4 protein-coding genes, 2 pseudogenes and 1 riboswitch are annotated in these 3,731 nt (G+C 73.5%); of the genes and pseudogenes, 1 reads left to right on the forward strand and 5 read right to left on the reverse strand.

What is annotated here, in order from left to right:
* A pseudogene (locus ACFE8Y_RS21140) lies at nt 1-376 on the forward strand (peptidase); the annotation flags it as partial.
* 58 nt (nt 377-434) lie between these two features.
* On the opposite strand, the gene ACFE8Y_RS21145 reads toward ACFE8Y_RS21140, so the two are convergent.
* The 5 genes and pseudogenes from ACFE8Y_RS21145 to ACFE8Y_RS21165 all read right to left on the reverse strand — a co-directional run.
* Nucleotides 435-1,037, reverse strand: a complete 603-nt coding sequence (locus tag ACFE8Y_RS21145) for a thiamine phosphate synthase (RefSeq protein ID WP_375466331.1) — start codon at nt 1,035-1,037, stop codon at nt 435-437.
* A 25-nt stretch (nt 1,038-1,062) separates the two neighbouring features.
* Nucleotides 1,063-1,869, reverse strand: coding sequence for a thiazole synthase (locus ACFE8Y_RS21150; protein ID WP_375466332.1), 807 nt, complete (start codon nt 1,867-1,869; stop codon nt 1,063-1,065).
* A gap of 3 nt (nt 1,870-1,872) precedes the next feature.
* Nucleotides 1,873-2,085 carry a sulfur carrier protein ThiS gene (thiS, locus tag ACFE8Y_RS21155; RefSeq protein WP_375466333.1) on the reverse strand — a complete coding sequence of 71 codons (213 nt, stop codon included), beginning with the start codon at nt 2,083-2,085 and terminating at the stop codon, nt 1,873-1,875.
* On the reverse strand, nt 2,082-3,290 hold the full coding sequence (gene thiO / locus ACFE8Y_RS21160; RefSeq protein ID WP_375466334.1) for a glycine oxidase ThiO: 1,209 nt from the start codon (nt 3,288-3,290) through the stop codon (nt 2,082-2,084). Before thiO ends, thiS begins: the two co-directional genes overlap by 4 nt.
* 72 nt (nt 3,291-3,362) lie before the next feature.
* Nucleotides 3,363-3,492, reverse strand: a riboswitch (TPP riboswitch).
* A 38-nt stretch (nt 3,493-3,530) separates the two neighbouring features.
* Nucleotides 3,531-3,731: pseudogene (locus ACFE8Y_RS21165) on the reverse strand (adenylate/guanylate cyclase domain-containing protein); the annotation flags it as partial.

Here is a 3,731-nt window from a genome sequence, read left to right on the forward strand (position 1 = left end):
CGAGCCGATGCGGCTGTTCCTGATCTACTCGGCCGGCAACTTCATCGAGTGCAGCACCGACGCGCCGTTCCTGCAGATCGGCGAGCACAAGTACGGCAAGCCGATCCTCGACCGCGCCGTGAAGTTCGAGACCGACCTCTACGACGCGCTGAAGGTCGGGCTCGTCTCGATGGACTCGACCATGCGCTCGAACCTCGGCGTCGGCCTGCCGATCGACATCGCGGTGGGCCGCCGCGGCGCCCTCACCCTCGAAGTGAACCACCGGATCGAGGCCGGCGAGGGCTACTTTCACGATCTGCGCGAGCGCTGGTCGGCGGCGCTCCGCGCGGCCCACCGCGCGATCCCGCGCCCGCCCTACGGACCTCCGGCAAAGTGATCGACGCGGGCCCGTGTCGCCTGCGCGGCGGCCCTTCGTCCGATCGACGTTCCCCCGATCAGGGGAGACCGCTCCACGCGGCGAGGTAGTGCCTGACGGCCAGGGCCGGGTCCTGAGCCCGCATCAGACCGCCCATGATCGCCACCCCGGCCGCACCGCCCGCGCGGCAGGCCGGGACAGACGCCGGCGTCAGGCCACCGAGGGCGATCACCGGGATACCCGCGCGGCACGCTTCGTGGAGGACGCCGGGACCGAGCGCCGGTCCGTAACCCGGCTTGCTCGCGGTCTCGAAGATGGGGCTGAGGGTGACGTAGTCGGCACCGGCAGCGGCCGCCGCCGCGACGCCCGCCGCCGCATGGGTCGACACGCCGATCAGGGCGCACGGCCCGAGCAGGCGTCGGGCCGCGCGGATCGTTGCGAGGCCGGCACGGCCGCCGAGATGCACGCCGTCGGCGCCCACGGCGGCGGCCAAGTCCGCGTCCCCACCGACGGTCAGCGTGCCTCCGCACCCCCGGACGATGGGCAGGAGCGCCTCGGCCAGGGCACGCCGTTCCGCGGCCTGAAGATCGCGGTCGCGCAACCAGATCCAGCGGCCGCCGCCATCGAGCACGGCGCGGACGGTGTCGACAGGCGGCCGCGGATGGCCGTGCCGGTCCGTCACCGCCAAGAGCGGCGCGGGGAGCGGGTTACGAGCCCACAAGGCCGAGCTGCGGACTCGACGGCTCGGCCCGTCCGCGCCGCGGGATGCGGCCGGCCAGGTGCGCGTCGCGGCCGGCCTGAACGGCGCCGCGCATCGCGCGGGCCATGCGCACGGGATCGCCGGCCTTGGCGACCGCGGTGTTGATCAGGCAGGCATCCGCCCCGAGTTCCATCGCGATCACCGCGTCGGACGCCGTGCCGATGCCGGCATCGACGATCACCGGTACGCTCGATCGGCGGCAGATCAGTTCGAGGTTGGCGGGGTTGGCGATGCCCAGGCCGGAGCCGATCAGCGAGCCCATCGGCATCACCGCGGCGCAGCCGATGTCGGCGAGCCGCTGGCAGACGACGGGATCGTCGTTGCAGTAGGGCAGCACCACGAAGCCGTCCTCGACGAGGCGGCGGCACGCCTCCAGCAGTTCGGCGACGTCCGGGTAGAGCGTCTCGCGGTCGCCGATCACCTCGACCTTGATCCAGTTGGTGTCGAGCGCCTCGCGGGCGAGTTCGGCCGTCATGATCGCGTCGCGCGCCGTCTCGCAGCCGGCGGTGTTCGGCAGGAACCGGCGGCCTTTGAGGATCTTCACGGTGTCCGAGCCGTGGCCCTGAAGCGAGACCCGGCGGATCGAGGCGGTGGCGATTTCCGCGCCCGAGGCGGCCACCGCGTCGCGCATGACGACTTGCGTCGGGTAGCCCGCCGTGCCGATGAGCAGGCGCGAGGACAGGGTCACGCCGGCGACGACGAAGGGATCGTCGGCTTCCGGGCGCAGCGGCGTGACGGTGTCGGCGGCGTTCATCCTCTAGCCTCCCTGCATGGCGCGCACGATCTCGACGCGGTCGCCGTCCCGGATCGCGGTCGCTTCCCAGTCCCGGCGCCGGATCACGCGGCCGTTCAGCGCGATGGCGATCCCCTGCGGACCCGCGATGCCGGCCTCCTCGGCCTCGCGGGCAAACAGCGCTGCCACGTCGGACGCATCGGTGTCGCGCGCCTGCCCGTTGACGGTGAGCCTCATGCGGACGCCCTCGACGCGTGCGCGAAGCGCGAACGCGAGAAATCCCGCGCGACGGCCGGCATCGCGCCCGTCGTCACCAGCGCGGCGATGGCGTCCGCCGTCACCGGCGCCAGCAGGTAGCCGTTGCGGTGGTGGCCGGTCGCCGCGACGAGGCCGGGGGCGATCGCCCCGAGGATCGGCGCGTCGTCGTCCGAGGTCGGGCGAAAGCCGCTCCAGACCGCCTCGACCTCCATCTCCTCGATGCCGGGCAGCACCCGGCGGGCGCCCTCCAGCAGGGCGTAGAGCCCGCCCGCGGTGACGCCGGCCTGGAAGCCGCGCTCCTCCACCGTCGCGCCGACGATGAGGTGCCCGTCGCCCTTGGGCGCCATGTGGACCTGCTCGGTCCACACCATGTGCGTGAGCGTGCCGGTCTGCCGGGTGGTCCGCAGCGCCAGGGACTGCCCCTTCAGCGGACGCACCGGCAGCGCGAGGGATTCGGGAAGCAGGCCGCCCTCCCCGCTCCACGCGCCGGCTGCGAGGATCACGGTTTCGGCCGCGATGGCGCCCTCCGCGGTGCGCAGGCCCGACACGCGGCCTCCCGTCCGGTCGAGCCCGGTGACCGGGCTGTTCTCGACGAGGGCGACGCCTGCCGCGCGGCAGGCGCGCACCAGCGCCGCCATCACGAGGCGCGGATCGACCTGATGGTCCAGCGGGCAGAACACGCCGGCGGTGACGGACGGGCGGAGCGCCGGCTCGCGGCGGCGCACCTCGGTGCCTGTGATCCACTCGGCCGTGAGCCCCGAGCGGCGCTGAAGGTCGTGGCGGAAGCGCAGGCGCTCGACCTCGTCGCGGCCGAGCGCGAGCACCAGCGTGCCGTCCGCGCGGTAATCGATGTCGAGGCCTGATGCGGCCTGAAGTTCGTCGCGGAATCCCGGCCAGCGGCGCAGCGAGTCGAGGGCCAGCGGCAGCAGCGGGTCCGAGCCCGGCTCGTGCTCGGCGGCGGGCGCGAGCATGCCGGTGGCGGCCAGACTCGCGCCCGACCCGATCGCGCCCCGCTCGATCACGGCGACGGACCGCCCGGCCTGCGCCACGCGCCACGCGATCGCGAGCCCGATCACGCCCGCGCCGACGATCGCGACGTCCGCGCGCGCGGGCAGGCCGGTTGCCGGGTGGGCGGCATCGCCGGTCCGGCGCGCTCCGATAGGGGACGAGGGATAGGGACCCAAGCAAACCTCCGCGCGGGATCGCGGGGACCGGGCCTTCGGCTTCCTTCGAGAAGCAGGGGCTTCGTCCCCAAGACGGTGCCCGCGGTCCAATCCCTACGCCGGTGTGAACCGGATCAGGTTCGAAGGATTTCCGCGCCGCAGGTCCTCGACGGACGTGCCAGCGGTGTCTCAGCCCCTTGCCGGGGATCTCCCTGGAACGTGCCTGATGTGGACCCGAGGGTCGCGGGGGTCAAGGCCGCGTCACGCCCGCGGGCGCTGGGGCTTGGGCCGCGGGCGATACACCATCATCGGCTCCCGGAACCCATCGAGGAGGTGCTCGCCCAGCGGCACCGGATCGCCCCACAGGAAGTCGACGAAGGGCTTGGACATCAGGAGCGGCTCGCCCAGCGTGCGGTTGAGCCGGGCGATGCGGCTCGCGAGGTTCACGTCGCGGCCGATCAC

Origin of the sequence: uncultured Methylobacterium sp., from assembly GCF_964242245.1 — a bacterium.
Taxonomy (GTDB): domain Bacteria; phylum Pseudomonadota; class Alphaproteobacteria; order Rhizobiales; family Beijerinckiaceae; genus Methylobacterium.

Coding starts and splice junctions, on each gene's coding strand:
- ACFE8Y_RS21150 (WP_375466332.1), bottom strand. CDS start 1,869: ATGAACGCCGCCGACACCGTCACGCCGCTGCGCCCGGAAGCCGACGAT.
- thiS (WP_375466333.1), bottom strand. CDS start 2,085: ATGAGGCTCACCGTCAACGGGCAGGCGCGCGACACCGATGCGTCCGAC.